This window comes from Vitiosangium sp. GDMCC 1.1324 (assembly GCF_003044305.1).
Taxonomy (GTDB): domain Bacteria; phylum Myxococcota; class Myxococcia; order Myxococcales; family Myxococcaceae; genus Archangium.
This window is the reverse complement of sequence record NZ_PZOX01000009.1, coordinates 185,026-200,126: the sequence shown is the minus strand read 5'-3', so window position 1 is coordinate 200,126 and position 15,101 is coordinate 185,026. Positions and strand designations below refer to the sequence as shown.

The 15,101-nt window shown below is 68.4% G+C and carries 13 protein-coding genes, 3 tRNA genes and 1 pseudogene; 1 reads left to right on the top strand and 16 read right to left on the bottom strand.

The genetic code is table 11. From position 1 onward, the window contains the following. Window positions 1-125: 125 nt before the first annotated feature. The 15 genes and pseudogenes from DAT35_RS26300 to DAT35_RS26230 form a co-directional block, all read right to left on the bottom strand. A tRNA-Asp gene (locus DAT35_RS26300) sits at window positions 126-202 on the bottom strand. Window positions 203-274: 72 nt separating this feature from the next. Further along, window positions 275-351: transfer RNA gene (locus DAT35_RS26295), tRNA-Pro, on the bottom strand. 189 nt (window positions 352-540) lie between these two features. After that, a pseudogene (locus tag DAT35_RS26290) lies at window positions 541-879 on the bottom strand (integration host factor subunit alpha); the annotation flags it as partial. A gap of 109 nt (window positions 880-988) precedes the next feature. Then, window positions 989-3,400: a phenylalanine--tRNA ligase subunit beta gene (gene pheT, locus DAT35_RS26285; RefSeq protein ID WP_108069917.1), complete on the bottom strand. Its 2,412-nt coding sequence runs from the start codon at window positions 3,398-3,400 to the stop codon at window positions 989-991. Beyond that, window positions 3,400-4,449, bottom strand: a complete 1,050-nt coding sequence (gene pheS, locus DAT35_RS26280) for a phenylalanine--tRNA ligase subunit alpha (protein WP_108069915.1) — start codon at window positions 4,447-4,449, stop codon at window positions 3,400-3,402. The genes pheT and pheS overlap by 1 nt, the downstream gene beginning before the upstream one ends. 150 nt (window positions 4,450-4,599) lie before the next feature. After that, window positions 4,600-4,947: a 50S ribosomal protein L20 gene (gene rplT, locus DAT35_RS26275; RefSeq protein WP_108069913.1), complete on the bottom strand. Its 348-nt coding sequence runs from the start codon at window positions 4,945-4,947 to the stop codon at window positions 4,600-4,602. Window positions 4,948-5,034: 87 nt separating this feature from the next. Next, the gene (gene rpmI, locus DAT35_RS26270; protein ID WP_108069911.1) at window positions 5,035-5,244 is read right to left on the bottom strand and encodes a 50S ribosomal protein L35; all 210 of its coding nucleotides are present in this window, start codon (window positions 5,242-5,244) and stop codon (window positions 5,035-5,037) included. Between the two features lie 98 nt (window positions 5,245-5,342). Then, window positions 5,343-6,062: a translation initiation factor IF-3 gene (gene infC / locus DAT35_RS26265; protein ID WP_108070295.1), complete on the bottom strand. Its 720-nt coding sequence runs from the start codon at window positions 6,060-6,062 to the stop codon at window positions 5,343-5,345. Between the two features lie 94 nt (window positions 6,063-6,156). After that, window positions 6,157-8,085, bottom strand: a complete 1,929-nt coding sequence (thrS, locus tag DAT35_RS26260; protein WP_108069909.1) for a threonine--tRNA ligase — start codon at window positions 8,083-8,085, stop codon at window positions 6,157-6,159. Window positions 8,086-8,159: 74 nt separating this feature from the next. After that, window positions 8,160-8,231, bottom strand: a tRNA-Val gene (locus DAT35_RS26255). Between the two features lie 88 nt (window positions 8,232-8,319). Next, window positions 8,320-9,042 carry a uracil-DNA glycosylase gene (locus DAT35_RS26250; protein ID WP_304466069.1) on the bottom strand — a complete coding sequence of 241 codons (723 nt, stop codon included), beginning with the start codon at window positions 9,040-9,042 and terminating at the stop codon, window positions 8,320-8,322. 81 nt (window positions 9,043-9,123) lie between these two features. Further along, window positions 9,124-10,266: an AI-2E family transporter gene (locus DAT35_RS26245; RefSeq protein WP_108069905.1), complete on the bottom strand. Its 1,143-nt coding sequence runs from the start codon at window positions 10,264-10,266 to the stop codon at window positions 9,124-9,126. 127 nt (window positions 10,267-10,393) lie between these two features. Next, window positions 10,394-10,786 (bottom strand): PEGA domain-containing protein, encoded by a 393-nt coding sequence (locus tag DAT35_RS26240; protein WP_108069903.1) that lies wholly within the window; start codon window positions 10,784-10,786, stop codon window positions 10,394-10,396. Window positions 10,787-10,801: 15 nt separating this feature from the next. Further along, window positions 10,802-11,617 carry an LPP20 family lipoprotein gene (locus DAT35_RS26235; RefSeq protein WP_108069901.1) on the bottom strand — a complete coding sequence of 272 codons (816 nt, stop codon included), beginning with the start codon at window positions 11,615-11,617 and terminating at the stop codon, window positions 10,802-10,804. A gap of 99 nt (window positions 11,618-11,716) precedes the next feature. Beyond that, complete coding sequence (locus DAT35_RS26230) at window positions 11,717-12,055, bottom strand: PilZ domain-containing protein (protein ID WP_108069899.1); 339 nt, start codon at window positions 12,053-12,055, stop codon at window positions 11,717-11,719. Between the two features lie 156 nt (window positions 12,056-12,211). Between DAT35_RS26230 and DAT35_RS26225 the strand changes: the two genes are divergently transcribed. Then, the gene (locus DAT35_RS26225; RefSeq protein ID WP_108069897.1) at window positions 12,212-12,925 is read left to right on the top strand and encodes an FKBP-type peptidyl-prolyl cis-trans isomerase; all 714 of its coding nucleotides are present in this window, start codon (window positions 12,212-12,214) and stop codon (window positions 12,923-12,925) included. Window positions 12,926-13,002: 77 nt separating this feature from the next. On the opposite strand, the gene DAT35_RS26220 is transcribed toward DAT35_RS26225, so the two are convergent. Further along, window positions 13,003-14,979, bottom strand: a complete 1,977-nt coding sequence (locus DAT35_RS26220; protein WP_369946076.1) for a hypothetical protein — start codon at window positions 14,977-14,979, stop codon at window positions 13,003-13,005. Between the last annotated feature and the right edge of the window lie 122 nt (window positions 14,980-15,101).

The following is a 15,101-nucleotide window of genomic DNA, read 5'->3' as shown; positions in this document are numbered from 1 at the left end:
TCCATGCCCGGCGAGCTGTTGCTCGGTCATGGGGTGATCCTCCAGGAGGAGGGGGAGGCTGCGCCTGGGCCCGGACTGAAGAAAAGACAAAGGGCCCGGAACCTTGCGATTCCGGGCCCTTCTCTTGGCGAGGAGTACGGGACTTGAACCCGTGGCCTCCGGCGTGACAGGCCGGCGTTCTAACCAACTGAACTAACTCCCCACATCGCTTCCCTTCTCGAGGGAAGTTGAAGGCCCTGGAGCCCACCGTGAGGTGAAACTCCAGGGCCTTCGATGGTCGGGGCGACTGGATTTGAACCAGCGACCACTTGCACCCCAAGCAAGTGCGCTACCAGGCTGCGCTACGCCCCGATGTGTGTCCCGCTCGGCGTCGGCGAGATGGGCTGCCTTATGCCTCTACCCGACTCACCGGTCAAGCACGAGATCGGGCGGCCCTTCAAAAACTCACTCCGCCTTCGCCTTCATTCCGCCGGCCGAGGCCTTGTACTCCTCGACCTCTTCCAGCTCCTCGTCCATCTCCTCGGGATCCAGTCCGGCGGCCTCGGCCGCGTCCGCGGCGGCCTCCTCCGCGGCATCCAGCTCGGAGTGGTTCTCCGGAATCTGCTCGCCATTGAGCGCGGCCTTCAGCACCGCGCTCGGCCGGAAGGTCAGCACCCGGCGCGCTGAGATCTCGATCTCCTTGCCCGTCTGCGGGTTACGGCCCACGCGCGCCTTCTTCTGGCGCACCTGGAAGTTGCCGAACCCCGAGATCTTGATCTTGTCCCCGCGCTCGAGCGTCTCCTTGAAGGTGTCGAAGACGAGCTCGACGATCTCCGCCGACTCCTTCTTGGAGAAGCCGACCTTCTCGTAGACCCCTTCGATGATGTCCGCTTTGGTCATGCGAGTACCTTCGAGCCCCTCTCTGCGGTGAACCCGGGGGACTGTGACAGCCTTCCCAATTAGCTGTCAACCCACCGGTTTCACTCAGGTTTTCCCGCGAGCAGGCGGCTCAGGTCCGGAGGGCTCCGCCCAGGCGCTGGTTGACCTCGGAGATGATGCGCTGGTGGGCGGCACCGACCTCGGCGTCGGTGAGGGTGCGCTCGGGCGAGCGGTAGCGGATGGCGTAGGCCAGGTTCTTGCGGCCCTCGGGGATGGGCTTGCCGGTGTAGACGTCGAAGATGAAGGCGTCCTCCACCAGCGGGCCACCGACCTCCAGGATGACGCGGCGGACCTCGTCGTTCTGGAGCTCCAGGGGCACCACCACCGCCAGGTCGCGAAGCACGGCGGGGAAGCGGGGCAGCCCTCCCCAGGCCGGAACCAGCTTGGCGGCCGCGTACAGGGGCGCCGTGTCCACCTCGAAGACGAAGACGTCTCGAGGCAGCTCCAGAGCCTTGCTCACACGGGGGTGCAGCTCACCTACATGGCCCAGCACCGTGCCATCGGCCAGCTCCACCCGGGCACAGGCGCGCGGGTGATACGACGGGGCCTCGGCGGAGACGAAGCGGGCGCCCTCCACGTGAAGGGCGTGCAGCACGGCCTCCAGGGCGCCCTTGGCGTCATAGAAATCCGCCCGGGCGTCCTTCTGGGTCCAGGTCCGCCGGCCGCGCACGCCCCACACGAGGCCCGCGAGCCGGTGCACCTCGCGAGCGGCCGGGCGCTGGCCCTGGCCACCCTCGGAATCCTGGAAGTAGGCCCGCCCCATCTCGTACACGGCCACCGACTCCACCTGGTGCCGCACGCTGCGGGAGAGGTTCTCCAGCAGGCCCGGCAACAGGCTGGTGCGCATCACCGACTGCTCCACGCTGAGCGGGTTGAGGAGCGCCACCGGCTTCTCCTTCCCTCCCAGCACCTCCAGGGTGCGCGGCGGCACGAAGGAGTAGTTCACCACCTCGCTCAGCCCCATGCCGGCCAGGGCGTGGCGGGCGCGGCGCTCGGCCTCGGAGGCGGCGGGCTCTGGGGCCAGCTCGGCGAGTCCTCGCGGCAGCTTCGCGGGGATGTTGTCGTAGCCGTAGACGCGGGCGAGCTCCTCCATCAGGTCCTCCTCGCGCTCCACGTCCACGCGCGCCCGAGGCACCTCGAAGGTGGTCTGCCCACTCCCCTCCTCCACCGGCTTGAAGCCCAGGGTGCCGAGGATGCGCCGGCACTCGGCCTCGGGGATGACCACGCCCAGCACCTTCTCCACGCGGCCGTAGCGCAGCGTCACCCGACGCGGCGGCTGGGGGCTCGGGTACACGTCCACCCGGCCCGGGGCCACCGTGCCACCGGACAGCTCGGCGATGAGGGCCGCGGCCCGATCCGCGGCGGGAATGACGGCATCGAGGTCCGCGCCACGCTCGAAGCGGTGCGAGGCCTCGGTGTGCAGGCCGTGGCGCTTGGACGAGCGGCGGATGCTCGAGGGCTGGAAGTGGGCGGACTCGAGAATCACGCGCGTGGTGCTCGCACTCACCTCACTGTCCGCGCCGCCCATCACGCCAGCGAGGGCCTGGGCCCGGTCGCGGTCGCAGATGAGCAGGTCCTCGGTCTCCAGCGCGCGCTGCTTGCCGTCGAGCGTCGTCATCTTCTCGCCCGGCTTCGCGGTGCGGACGATGATCTCCTGGCCGGCGACCTTGTCCAGGTCGAAGGCGTGCAGCGGCTGGCCGTACTCGAGCAGGACGTAGTTGGTGACATCCACCACGTTGCTGATGGGGCGCACGCCGCAGGCCTTGAGCCGGTCCTGCAGCCACTGGGGCGAGGGACCGATCTTCACGTTCTCGATGACGCGGGCCACGTAGCGCGGGCAGCGCACCGGGTCCTCGATGCGCACCTTCACCTTCTCGGAGGCGGGGGCGCCGGACTCGGCGAGCTTCGGCTGGGGCGGACGCAACTGGGCGCCCGTGGCCACCGCCACCTCGCGGGCCACGCCCAGGTGCGACAGGGCATCCGGCCGGTTGGGGGTGACGTTCACCTCCATCAGCACGTCATCCAGCCCGAGCGCCTGGGCGATGGGCGTGCCGACCTTCAGGTCCTGCGGGAGGATGAGCAGGCCCGAGGACTCCTCGGAGATGCCCAGCTCCTTGGCCGAGCAGAGCATGCCGAAGCTGTCCACGCCGCGCAGGGGGGCCTGCTTGATCTCCACGCCATTGGGCAGCTTCGTGCCGATGGTGGCCAGCGGCACCTTGTCGCCGACCTTGAAGTTCTTGGCGCCGCACACCACCTGCAGCGTCTCCGGGCCGCCCATGTCGATCTTCGTCACGGACAGCTTGTCCGCGTTGGGGTGCTGGACGGACTCCTTGATCTGCGCCACCACCACGCCGCGCAGACCCTCGCCGGGGCGCTCGAGGCCTTCAATCTCCAGACCCACGGCGGTCAGCTTGCGCGCCAGTTCATCGACGCTCGCCGGCAGCGCTACGTAGTCTCCGAGCCACTTGACCGAGATCTTCATCAGAACTGCTCCAGGAAGCGCGCGTCGTTCTCGAACATCATCCGCAGGTCGTCGATGCGGTAGCGCAGCATGGCGATGCGCTCCACGCCCATGCCGAACGCGTACCCGGTGACCTGGGTGGGGTCGTAGCCGCTGTACTTGAAGACGTTGGGGTGCACCATGCCGCTGCCCAGCACCTCCAGCCAGCCGGTCTGCTTGCACACGCGGCAGCCCTTGCCGCCGCACGAGGTGCAGGAGATGTCCACCTCGGCCGAGGGCTCGGTGAAGGGGAAGAAGGACGGGCGGAAGCGCGTGCGCGTGTCCGAGCCGAAGAAGGCCTTCACGAAGGCATCCAGGGTGCCCTTGAGCTCGGCGAAGCTGACGTCCTTGTCCACCAGCAGGCCCTCCACCTGGTGGAACATGGGCGTGTGGGTGATGTCCGAGTCCCGCCGGTAGACGCGGCCGGGCATGATGGCGCGAATGGGCGGCTTGCGGTTGAGCATGAAGCGCACCTGCACCGGGGACGTGTGCGTGCGCAGCAGCACTGGGCTGTCGGCCTTCTTCGCGTGGCCGAGCGAGGCCTCATCCACGTAGAAGGTGTCCTGCATGTCGCGGGCGGGGTGATCCTTCGGGAGGTTGAGCGCCTCGAAGTTGAAGTAGTCGAGCTCGATCTCCGGCCCGTGGGACACCTCGAAGCCGAGCCGCTGGAAGGTGCGGACGATGTCCTCCATCGTCCGGGACACCGGGTGGCGGCTGCCGGGGGTGACGGTGCGGCCGGGCAGCGTCACGTCCAGCTTGGGGCCACGCAGCTCGGACTCGAGCGCCGCGTCCTCCACGCGCTGGACGGCGTCGGCCAGGAGCTTCTCGATCTCGGCCTTGACCTGGTTGGCCACCTCGCCGAGCGCACGGCGCTCCTCGGGGGGCAACTTGCCCATGCCACCGAGGACACCGGACAGCTCACCCTTCTTGCCGAGGTAGCGGATTCGGAGCGCCTCCACCGCGGACGGCTCGGAGGCGACGGAGATTTCCCGCCGCGCCGCGTCCGCGAGCGCCTGCAAGCGGTCTCGCATGGGACTTCGTCTCCCTCCCCGGCTGGGCCGGGGCAAAAAAAAGGGCCGCCCTCAGGGGCAGCCCGTTTCAAACCCACGAGCGGCAACGGCCTTCCAGGAAGACCGTGGCCACCCGCTGTCGATGCCGGCCTGTACGGCCGGCCGTCATGCTCAGGCCGCCTTCGCGCTGTTTGCGACGGCGGCAAAACCGGCGGGATCCGCCACGGCCAGGTCGGCGAGGACCTTGCGATCCAGGGCGATCTTGTTCTTGGCCAGACCGGCGATCAGGCGGGAGTAGGACAGGCCCACGGTGCGGGCGGCCGCGTTGATGCGGACGATCCACAGGGAGCGGAAGTTGCGCTTCCGCGCGGCGCGGTCGCGAGCGGCGTAATCCAGCGCGCGCTCCACGGCCTGGTTGGCCCGCTTGTAGCAGTTCTTGCGACGGCCGCGGTAACCCTTGGCCAGCTTCAAAATCCGATTACGACGGCGGCGAGCCTTGAAACCCTTCTTGACGCGCATTGCTGACTCCTGACTTCGGTGAGGTGTTTGAACCCCCGGTGCATTGGCTCATCGCCACACCGATAGGGCCCTCTAGACTGCGTTCTACTAGTTCGCCCCGTAGGGGAAGAGCTCCTGGCGAACCTTCTTGGCATCCATATCCTGCAGGACGCCAGTGCCGCGGTGATCCCGCTTGTTCTTCGGGGTCTTCGCGTGGGTGAAGAGGTGCTTGCCGAAGGCCTTGCCGAACTTCACCTTGCCAGACTTCTTCACCTGGAAGCGCTTCTTGGCGCCGCTACGGGTCTTCAACTTGGGCATCTTGCGGTTCCTTCCTTCAACTACCCATCCGCCGCAGCGAATCGCCGTCAGCGAGAGTCTCGAGGGCCGACGGCTTGGAAGCCGGCAGCCGGGTCCAACTATTTCGTTCCGCCCGTCTTCGCCGGAGCTCCCTCCGGGGGAGCAACCTCCGGGGCCGCCTGAGCCGCCGGCTGCTCCTCGGGCTTGCCGCCCTCCGCGGGGCCCGCGGGCTTCTTGCCACCTTCGGCCGGCTTGCCGCCACCCTCCGCCTTCTCCGCCGCCTGCCGCGCCATCTCGCGCGCCTTCGCCGCCACCTTCGGGTTGGGGGCGATGATCATGAACATCTGCCGCCCTTCCATCCGGGGCATCTGCTCCACCACCGCCACGTCCTTCAGGTCCTTGATGACGTCATCCAGGATGGCCGAGCCCAGTTCCTTGTGGGTGATCTCGCGGCCACGGAACATGATCGTGACCTTGGCCTTGTTCCCCTCCTCGAGGAACCGGCGCACGTTGCGGACCTTGAACTCGTAGTCGTGCTCCTCCGTCTTGGGGCGGAGCTTGACTTCCTTCAGGTGGACGACGACCTGCTTCTTCTTCGCTTCCGAGGCTCGCTTCTTCTCCTCATACTTGAACTTGCCGTAGTCCATGATCTTGCAGACCGGCGGCTTGGCCATGGGGTTGACCTCGACGAGGTCCATCCCCTCGGCCTGAGCGCGTTCCAGGGCCGCTTCGATCGGCAACACTCCGAGCTGCTCGCCCGCAGGTCCTACAACGCGGACCTCGCGAGCACGGATTCGGCGATTAGTTCTTTGGTCGCGAGCGATGTGAAAGCCCTCCAGTAGTGGGAGTAGGTACCCCCCTCGGAAGAGGGGCAAGATACTTGCCAGCCTCAGGGAGTCAAGGGGCGTTCGAAAACCCTGACTTCCAGTGACATCAAGGCCAGGCCGCTTCCTTCTCCAGCAGGGCCTCGAAGGCCTCGAGCTTCATGCTCTTGAGGTCCTCGCCGCCGTAGCGCCGGGGGGAGACCGCGCCGCCCTCCACCTCGTTGTCTCCGATGACGAGAGTGAAGGGGATCTTCTGCATCTGGGCGTCGCGGATCTTCGCGTTGAGGGTGAGCCCGCGCTCGTCCAGGTCCACCCGGTAGCCCTTGGCCCGGAGCTGGTCGCGCACCTTGCGGGCGTAGTCCATCTGCCGGTCCGCCACGGTGACGAGCGTGGCCTGCACCGGGGCGAGCCACACCGGGAAGGCACCGGCGAAGTGCTCGATGAGGATGGCGATGAAGCGCTCGAAGGAGCCGTAGACGGCGCGGTGGAGCACCACCGGCCGGTGCTCGGCGTTGTCGTCGCCCACGTAGGTGAGGTCGAAGCGCTCGGGGGCCAGGTAGTCGAGCTGGATGGTGCCCAGCTGCCACTTGCGGCCGATGCTGTCGGACACGTCGAAGTCGATCTTCGGGCCGTAGAAGGCGCCGTCGCCGGGCTTGAGCTCGTACTGCAGGCCCAGGCCCTCCAGGGCGCTCTTGAGACCGCCCTCGGCGCGATCCCACAGGGAGTCATCGCCGAGCCGCTTCTCCGGCCGGGTGGACAGCTTCACCGAGTAGCTCAGGCCCACCGCCTTGTAGACGCGGTCCAGCAGCTGCACGAAGCGCCGCACCTCGTCGGGGATCTGATCCTCGCGGCAGTAGATGTGGGCATCGTCCTGGCAGAACTGGCGCACGCGGGTGAGGCCGCCCAGCGAGCCCGCCGCCTCGTTGCGGTGGAGCACGTCCTGGGTGTGCAGGCGCAGGGGCAGGTCGCGGTAGCTGTGCTTCTTGAAGCCGTAGTACAGGTGGTGGCTGGGGCAGTTCATCGGCTTCAGCGAGAAGTCATGCTCCCCACTCTCGCTGTCGAGCACGAGGAACATGTTCTCCTTGTACTTGCCCCAGTGGCCGCTCGTCTCCCACAGGCCCTTGTTGTAGAGCAGCGGGGTCTTGATCTCGACGTAGCCGCTGTCGGTCGTCAGCCGGCGCATGAAGGCCGACAGGGTGTTGTAGAGGGTGGTGCCCTTCGGGGTCCAGAAGGCCGCGCCCGGCGAGTACTGGTGGAAGTGGAAGAGATCCAGCTCCTTGCCCAGCTTGCGGTGGTCGCGCTTGCGCGCCTCCTCCATCCGCGTGAGGTACTCCTGGAGCGCCTTCTTGTCGAAGAAGGCCGTGCCGTAGATGCGCTGGAGCATCGGGTTGCGATGGTCTCCGCGCCAGTAGGCGCCGCTGGTGGACAGCAGCTTGATGACGCCGATCTTCCCCGTGGTGGGCGCGTGGGGCCCCAGGCAGAAGTCCACCCAGTCCCCGTGGGTGTAGAGCGTGAGCGTCTTGGCGCCCTTGGCCGCGATGTCCTTGACGATCTCGACCTTGAACTTCTCCCCCTTGCCCTCGAAGAGCTTGATGGCGTCGTCCATGGACACCTCGGTCCGGACGAAGGGGTGGTTCTTGGCGATCTCCTTGTTGGCCTCTTCCTCGATCTTCTCGAGGTCCTCGGGCGTGAAGGGCTTCTCGCGGAAGAAGTCGTAGTAGAAGCCCTCCTCCGTCGAGGGACCGATGGTCACCTGCGTGCCCGGGAAGAGCCGCTGCACCACGCTGGCCACCACGTGGGCGGCGTCGTGCCGGATGAGCTCCAGGCCCTCGGGGCTCTTCGAGGTGAAGATCTGGAGCTTCACGTCCTCGTTGAGGGGACGGGACAGATCCATGTCCTCGCCATTCGCGCGCGCGAAGAGGGCGGCCTTGGCCAGGCCCGCCCCGATACCCTCGCGCACGAAGTCCCCGATGGTCGTGCCCCGCGCCGCCTGCTTCTGGCTGCCATCCGGGAGCGTCACCGTGATCTGATCCGCCATGCGAGACCTCGGAAAAAGGCGCGGGCGGCAAGGCTGATCAGCCTGCCGCCCGCTGGGAAACCGCTTTGCTGAAGTGGGTCGTAGTGGGATCGAACCACTGACCCCTACCGTGTCAAGGTAGTGCTCTACCGCTGAGCTAACGACCCGTTCGCCGCCAGGACTTCTGTCGTCGAAGGCGGGCGGGGAATACAGCGGGCGCCCCGCAGCTGTCAAGGAAACACCGACATCGGTGGATCATGTTCCCCGACGATTTTCGATCAGCGCCCGCGCCTGAGCCATGACCGCGTCGAACATGGCCGGGGTGAGCCGGCCCGTCTGGGTGTTCTGCTGGCTGACGTGGTAGCAGCCCAGCAGCACCGGGGCCCCCGGCAGGGCCAGCTCCGTCCCGTGGCCGAAGGCCGGCCGGGGCGATGGGATGGGCACCCCCACCCTCCCCAACCAGGCGAGGGTCGAGTTCCAGGCGATGGCCCCCAGCGTCAGGACCACCCGCGCCGGCAGGAGGGCCATCTCCCGATCCAGGAAGGGGGCGCACCGGGCCAGCTCCTCCGGCAGGGGCTTGTTGTCCGGCGGCGCGCACTTGCACGGCGCGACGATGTAGGCCCCCGTCAGCGCGAGGCCGTCCTCCCGGTGCTCGCTCCGGGGCTGGTTGGCGAAGCCCGCCCGGTGCAGCCCGGCGTAGAGGAAGTCTCCCGAGCGATCCCCGGTGAACATCCGGCCCGTCCGGTTGGCCCCGTGCGCCGCTGGCGCCAGCCCGAGGATGACGAGCTCCGCCCTCGGGTCTCCGAAGCCGGGCACCGGCCGGCCCCAGTACGTCCAGTCACGGAAGGCCCGGCGCTTCTCCCGCGCCACCTGCTCCCGCCACTCCACCAGCCGAGGACACGCCCGGCAGGTGATGATCTCCTCCTGGAGGCGAGCCAGCTCCGCCTCACCCTTCCCTGCTGCATTGCTCTTCGCCACGGTGCCCATCCCTAGCGCGCTCCCCTCCCCTTCCGCCACCGTCCACGTCGCAGGACGGTCCAGGGCATGGGCGCGGGCGACTCAGGAGCCAGCCCGCTCGCCGGTGTAGAGGGCGGTCCGCTGGTAGCGCTCCACCACCACGCGCAGCACCACCTTGAGGATGGCCGTGGTGGGCACCGCGAGCAGAATGCCGGTGAAGCCGAACAGCTCACCGAAGGCCAGGATGGCGATGATGACGGACACCGACGACAGGCCCACCTTGTCCCCCACCACCCGCGGGGTGATGAAGAGCCCCTCGGCCATCTGCGCCACCAGGAACGTGCCCGCCACCACCGCGAGCTGCCACGCCCCCTGCCAGGACAACATCACCCCCAACAGCGCCAGGATCACCCCCAGGGTCGTCCCCAGGTAGGGCACCATGTTGCCGAACCCGGCGATGACTCCGATGACGATCGCCATGTCGATGCGCGCGAAGCCCAGGCCCGTGCTGTAGAGCACCGACAGGATGGCCCCCACCGTGAGCTGGCCACGCACGAAGGCGGACAGGACGTCATCCACCTCGGAGAAGCGCTGGCTGACCAGCCCCACCGCCCGGCGCGGCACCAGGCCCTTCACCAGCTCCACCAGGTGCGGGTAGTCCTGAAGGAAGAAGAAGGCCAGCACCGGCACCACCAACAGGCCCAGCAGCGTGGCCACGAAGCGCGCGGTGTTGCCCGCGAAGCTCGCCACCAGCCGCGCCGCGGTGGGCCCCGCGCTCTGCAGCACCTCCGAGGCCCGCTCGCCCAGCTCCGCCATGCGCTGCCGCAGCAGATCCGGCAGCGGACGCCCCAGCAACTCCTCCACCTGAGGAACCACCCGCTCACTGGCTCGGAGGAAGAAGTCCGGCAGCTTCGCCGCCTCGTCGCGGAAGACGGGGACGAGGTACAACACCGCCCCCGCCATCAGCAGCGCGCACCCGCCAAACACCACGCTCGTCCCCACGGTGCGGTTCAGGCCCCGGCGCTCCAGCGCCGTGACGATCGGGTTGAGCCCATACGCCGTGGCGAGCGCCAGCAACACCGGCACCGCCACCCCGCCGAACACCGACAGCAGTGCGAACACCAGCGCCAGCGCGCCCACCATGCCCAGCGACCAGGCGAAGTCCACCCTCCGGGCCTCGGCCTCGGCGAGCTCCACCTCGGGAAGCGCGGGCTCCGGACTGACCACCTGCAGGGGCACTTGCACTTCCGCTGCTGGGAGCTCCCGCGCTTCGGGCGCCTTCACCGAGCGCGCCTTGCCTTTCTTGTTGCGTCCGATGGTGAACCTCCGTGCTGACAGTGAGGAGGGTATACCGGAAGCGGGCCTCCACGGCTCAGTTGGCGCCGCCCCCCTCCTGCTCCACCGGCTTCAGCCGGATGGTGAGCCCCGCGCGGGCGCTGCTCGGCTCGTAATACGTGGTGTACGGCCAGTAGCCGTCCTTCTTCACGTCGATGCGGTGCAGCCCCACTCCCACCTGGAGTCCGTTCGGCCCTCCTCCGAAGTCGGTGCACACGCCCTGGGGGACCCCGTCCAGGGACACCTCGGCATCCGAGGGCTCGCACCGCAGCAGCAGGTTGCCGTCACGAGCCCTCATCGAGCGCAGCATCTCCCGCGCCCGATCCGCCGCCGGGGAGTCCACCTGCTCGGGACCCGAGGCACACCCGAGCACGAGTCCCCCGAACACCAGGGCCACCCCGCGCCCCCATCTCCAACTCCACGCCGTCATCAACACACTCCACGTCTACCGGATGAGGATCGCCACCCGGCCCTCGGCCAGGAGGCTCGGGTCCAGCCCCGCGAGCGCCTTCGCCGCGTCCGTCCCCAGTTGAAGCTCCGACCCCTGGAGCCGCGCCGCCTCGAGAACCAGTGGCTTCGCCCCCACCAGCGCCGACTTCCGGGCCTCCTCGAGACTCTTGAAGAATCCGGCCACGCCCGTGGTCTTCCGGGCCTCCGCCGACAGCGACTCCAAGCCGTAGAGCGGCTGGCCGGACGCATCGAGCAGCCGCGGTACCAGCATCGGCACCATGCCCAGCTTGCGAGCATCCACCAACACGCCGGTGTACTTCGCCCGGGCGTCCTTCTTCGCCTCGGCCGGCTTCATCTCAGCGGGCTTCGCCTCGGCTGGCTTCGTCTCGGCCGGAGCGGCGGTGCCCGTGGCCGGAGGAGCCGCAGCCATCAGCACCGCGGTGAGCGCCGCGAGCGGCACCTCCACGTCCATCTGCACACCACTGTCCGAGTAGTAGTGGTTCCGGACGACCTTGTAGCCACGCAGGACGCTCTCGACCTGGCGGCGGGTGTCCTCGCGGGCCATCTCGTCGCCCACGGTCCTGTCCGCGCGGATCTGGATGCCCTTCACCTGCTCCAGCAGTTCCGCGAAGACGTCCGCCTTCGCCGAGCGCTCCGCGCCCAGCCTCGCCTGCGACGGATTCGAGGCCTTCACGTCCGGCGGACCATCCCCCGTCGCCCGGAGCACCTGCCTCTGCCAATCCACCCCGTTGCCCTGCGCCAGCGCCGACAGCGGAGCCGCCAGCACGAGCACCCACAATGCACGCCTCACGTGAATCCTCCACGCTCTCGTTCGGAGGGCCGGATTCAACGGTCGGCGCCGAGCCAGGTCAAGGCAGGTCCGCTCGGCCGCCCTCCAGCGGAGCGTGGCTCAGTGCCCCTGCGTGCTGCGTGTCACGTAGTCATCAATCATCCGGCGGTGCCGCTCGGTGAGCAGCGTGAAGCGCACGCCCGAGCGCTCATTGCGCCGGGGGCTGGCCTCCACCCACTCGCGCACCACCTCGCCCTCGGCGTAGATGACCTCTTCCGAGCCCGGGAGCTGGAACTGGAGCCCCACCCGCCGGGTGTCGTGCTCCGGTTCGAGCAGGCGCGCCAGACTCACGCCCTCCTGGCTGATGTCGGCGGCGCGGGCCATGTACGGCACGCCCCCCATGTACTTGTTCAGGTAGATGTCGAGGGGTACCCGCGCATTCTTCCGCTTGTCGCTCATCTCACACCCTCCTGGTGGCTCGGCTGCTACAGGCCGCTTCCGCGATGCAGCAGGCTGTCGCGAGGGTAGGAGCATCCAGACAACCCGCAAGAAAACGACCAGCCAGAAGGCCCGGGCGGACCTATCCTTCCGCCGCCACTGAGAAAGGCGGTTCACATGCGATTTGGAATGTTGGCAGCAGCACTGCTGGGCCTGGCCGGTATGCAGGCGCAGGCACAAGGAGCGGCGGCGCAGGGACAGGCGCAGCTCAAGACCGATGATGACAAGACGATCTACGCGCTCGGGCTGTCGATCGGGCGGAGCGTCAAGGTCTTCGACCTGAGCCCGGCCGAGATCGAGATCCTCAAGAAGGGCCTGACGGACTCCCTCACCAACGCGAAGCCGGCGGTGGAGCTGGAGACGTACGGGCCCAAGTTCCAGGCACTCGCCAAGGCCCGCGGGGAGAAGGTGGGCCAGAAGTACCTGGAGGAGGCCGCCAAGGAGAAGGGGGCCGTCAAGCTGCCCTCCGGCATGATCTACAAGGAGCTGAAGGCCGGCACCGGCGCGAGCCCCAAGGCGACGGACACGGTGAAGGTGAACTACCGCGGCACGCTCACCAGCGGCGTCGAGTTCGACAGCTCCTACAAGCGTAACGAGCCCGCCGAGTTCCCCCTCAACGGCGTCATCCCCTGCTGGACCGAGGGCGTGCAGAAGATGAAGGTGGGCGGCAAGGCCCAGCTCGTGTGCCCCGCCAAGCTGGCCTACGGTGAGCAGGGCTCGCCTCCCACCATCCCGCCCAACTCCACCCTGGTGTTCGAGGTGGAGCTGCTCGGCATCGGCGGCCAGGGCGCGGACGTTCCGCGCGCTCAGCCGGCGCAGCCCAAGAAGTAGGCGGTTCGCAGGACCCGGGGTGAGGGACCCTCGTCCGGTACACCCTCACCCCGGCACGCTCCCGAGCGAGAGGGCGCTCAGCGCAGCGCCGCTTCCGTGGCCCGCAGCAGGGGCTCGGCGCTCACCGGCGCACCCGTGGCGTTCGTCATCCACACGTCCGGCGTCAGCGCGCCCTGGCTCGCCATCCGCTCGAACTCCGCGCCCAGGTTGCCCGCCTTGTGCAGGTGCTCCTCGATCTGGAAGGCGATCAGGTGCCCCAGCGGGTAGTCCGTCAGGTACAGGGGGTAGGAAATCATGTGGCTGTAGATGCCCAGCAGCGGCGTCCCCTGCCCTCCCAGCACCGGCGCGTAGTAGCGATCCCACGTCTCCTGGGAAATGCGCACCACCGCCTCGCGCAACTGCGCGGGCGTGGCGTCCGGGTGCTCGTACATCCAGTGCCACACCGCGATGTCCACCAACGCCACCCCGGCAATCTCCCACGTCTGCCAGAAGTCGTTGAGCACCCGCTCACGCTCGCTGGCCGCGTCCGGCTTCGCCTGCCCCAGCAGCGCCAGGTCTCTCGCCTGGAACACGAAGGCCAGTGCTTCGGTGAAGGCGTTGTTGGGCACTCCCGCGAGCAGCGTGTGATCCACCTCGTAGAGCGAGAACACCTGCTCCACGTTGTGCCCCAGCTCGTGCACCGCGATGTTGTAGCCCTTGTAGTCCATGCCGCCCGGGCCCACCCGCGTCCGCAACCGGGGGAAGTCCCCGCGCCGCATCGCCTGCATCGCGTGCCCCGCCCCGCGCGCCGGATCCACCCGGATGTGCTCCGACAGGAAGGCCGCCTTCTCCTTCGAGAAGCCCAGCCCCTGGAGGATGCGCGGCATGTCCTTCGCGAAGGCCTCCGGCGTCGGGTAGCGCTGGCGCGTCAGCTTGTCGAGCTCCGCCTCGGACAGCTTCGCGTTCGCCTTGAAGCCGGCGTACCACAGGTCCTGCGGCTCCAGCTTCCGTCCCAGCCGCTGCTCGATGACCTGAGCCACCCTCGGCACCAGCGGAGACGTCAGCACCTGTTCCAGCAGCGCCTTCACCCGAGCCTCGGGCAGCTCGCGCCCCAGCTCGAAGCTGCGAGCAATCGCCGTGGGCGCCACCGGCACGTAGGGATCCTCCCGCCGCGCCGCCTGGAACTGCGCCAGCAGCTTCGCGTAGCGCACGTCGTCCTCGCGCTTGCCGTCCACCACCACCGGGCGCTGAGGCGCGTCCGCCTCGACCTCATCCGCCGGTGCCGCCTTCACCTCGTTGGTGAACGGATTCCAGTCCACCCGGGGATTGTCGATGACCGCCGCCGGAATCGTCTGCGTGACGATGCGCTCCATCAGCTTGACGATCATCCGCTGCTTCGCCACTCCCTCCGGATCCGCGTACCGGGACTTCAGCTCGTCCCGCAGGTTCCAGTGGCTGATCAACCGCATCCCCTTGGGGAACGGCCGACGCCCCTGCTCGTCCACCAGGTGGTGCATCCAGATGTTGTACTCGGCGATGTACAGGTCCGCGTCCGAGCCCGCACGCGCCGACGCCTGCCGCACCTCGGCGGGCACGCGGCGGTTGAAACGGCCGGTGAGCCGAACCTCGGCCCACTGGCGGCGGGTGTAGCCCGGACCCTTCTCCATCCGCTCGGCCAGCGTGGTGAGCGGAAAGTTGAGCAGCGCCACGAAGCCCACCTTCGCCTGGAAGAGGTCCTCCGTGGAGTGCGCGCTCGGGTCATACGCCGCCAGCAGCGGATCCACCGGCAGCAGCGGCCCCAGGTCCAGGTCCGTGGGGCGGCGCAGCTCGCGACTCATCTCATTCAGGTGCCCGTCGAGCTGCTCGAACACCGTCTCCAGCCGGGCCAGGGTGGCCTCGAGCTGCTTCTCGTCGGCGATGAAGTACTCGCGCGCGAAGGCGGCCAGGTCCCCGTCCTCCGCGCGCCAGAGCGTGGCCACCTGGTCCACCCCCCGTTCGATGCGGGCCCGCTGCGCCTCGCCATGACGGGCAACGAGCTCGACCTTCAAGGCGGCGAGGTCGGCGGTCTGCTTCACGGGACGAGCCTCCGCGGGCCGCTCGCCCGCCTGGACATGGGGCTGGCCGGACGCACAGCCGAGCACGGCCAGCAGGGGAAACACCGGGGCACGCTTCAAGAGGAACCGGGACGAGGGAAAGG

What these genes read in the sequence shown, in the direction of transcription:
- pheT (WP_108069917.1), bottom strand. Translation starts at nt 3,400, where the DNA reads ATGAAGATCTCGGTCAAGTGGCTCGGAGACTACGTAGCGCTGCCGGCG.
- pheS (WP_108069915.1), bottom strand. Translation starts at nt 4,449, where the DNA reads ATGCGAGACCGCTTGCAGGCGCTCGCGGACGCGGCGCGGCGGGAAATC.
- rplT (WP_108069913.1), bottom strand. Translation starts at nt 4,947, where the DNA reads ATGCGCGTCAAGAAGGGTTTCAAGGCTCGCCGCCGTCGTAATCGGATT.
- rpmI (WP_108069911.1), bottom strand. Translation starts at nt 5,244, where the DNA reads ATGCCCAAGTTGAAGACCCGTAGCGGCGCCAAGAAGCGCTTCCAGGTG.
- thrS (WP_108069909.1), bottom strand. Translation starts at nt 8,085, where the DNA reads ATGGCGGATCAGATCACGGTGACGCTCCCGGATGGCAGCCAGAAGCAG.
- DAT35_RS26240 (WP_108069903.1), bottom strand. Translation starts at nt 10,786, where the DNA reads ATGACGGCGTGGAGTTGGAGATGGGGGCGCGGGGTGGCCCTGGTGTTC.
- DAT35_RS26230 (WP_108069899.1), bottom strand. Translation starts at nt 12,055, where the DNA reads ATGAGCGACAAGCGGAAGAATGCGCGGGTACCCCTCGACATCTACCTG.
- DAT35_RS26225 (WP_108069897.1), top strand. Translation starts at nt 12,212, where the DNA reads ATGCGATTTGGAATGTTGGCAGCAGCACTGCTGGGCCTGGCCGGTATG.